Consider the following 1,043-nt stretch of genomic DNA (forward strand, 5'->3'; position numbering starts at 1 on the left):
GCCCTGAAGTCCGAGACCATCGGCCTCGCGGTCTCCCTGGAGCTCCCGCTCCTGATCGTCGACATCCAGCGCGGCGGCCCCTCCACCGGCCTGCCCACCAAGACCGAACAGGCCGACCTCCTCCAGGCCATGTACGGCCGCAACGGCGAAGCCCCCGTCCCCATCGTCGCGCCCAGGACGGCCGCCGACTGTTTCGACGCGGCCATCGAGGCCGCGCGCATCGCCCTCGACTACCGCACGCCCGTCTTCCTGCTCTCCGACGGCTACCTCGCCAACGGCTCCGAGCCCTGGCGGATCCCCCACCCCGACGAACTGCCCGACCTGCGGACCCGGTTCGCGACGGGCCCCAACCACACCCTGCCCGACGGTACGGAGGTCTTCTGGCCGTACAAGCGCGACCCGCAGACCCTGGCCCGCCCCTGGGCGGTCCCCGGCACGCCCGGCCTCGAACACCGCATCGGCGGGATCGAGAAGCAGGACGGCACGGGCAACATCTCCTACGACCCGGCCAACCACGACCTCATGGTCCGCACCCGCCAGGCCAAGGTCGACGGCATCACCGTCCCCGACCTCGACGTCGACGACCCGGACGGCGCCCGCACCCTCGTCCTCGGCTGGGGCTCCACCTACGGCCCCATCACCGCCGCCGTCCGCCGCCTGCGCACCACCGGAACCCCGATCGCGCAAGCACACCTGCGCCACCTCAACCCCTTCCCCGGCAACCTGGGCAGCGTCCTGGCCCGCTACGAGAAGGTCGTCCTGCCGGAGATGAACCTGGGCCAGCTCGCCACCCTCATCCGCGCCCGGTACCTGGTCGACGCCCGCTCCCACACCCAGGTCAACGGCATGCCGTTCAAGGCCGAGCAGCTCGCCACGGCCCTGAAGGAGGCCATCGATGACTGAGGCACTGACCCTGATCCCCAAGGCGGAGACCCCGCTCGCCGCCAGGGACTTCAAGTCGGACCAGGAGGTCCGCTGGTGTCCGGGCTGCGGGGACTACGCCGTCCTCGCCGCCGTCCAGGGCTTCATGCCCGAGCTCGGCC

The 1,043-nt window shown here is 71.7% G+C and carries 2 pseudogenes; both read left to right on the forward strand.

Annotated features, from left to right (window positions below):
• Positions 1 to 903, forward strand: a pseudogene (locus tag AB0O29_RS36385) (2-oxoglutarate ferredoxin oxidoreductase subunit alpha); the annotation flags it as partial.
• Positions 896 to 1,043 (forward strand): annotated as a pseudogene (locus AB0O29_RS36390) (2-oxoacid:ferredoxin oxidoreductase subunit beta); the annotation flags it as partial. The pseudogenes AB0O29_RS36385 and AB0O29_RS36390, both read left to right, overlap by 8 nt.

The organism is Streptomyces sp. NPDC089915, assembly GCF_040684675.1.
GTDB lineage: Bacteria > Actinomycetota > Actinomycetes > Streptomycetales > Streptomycetaceae > Streptomyces.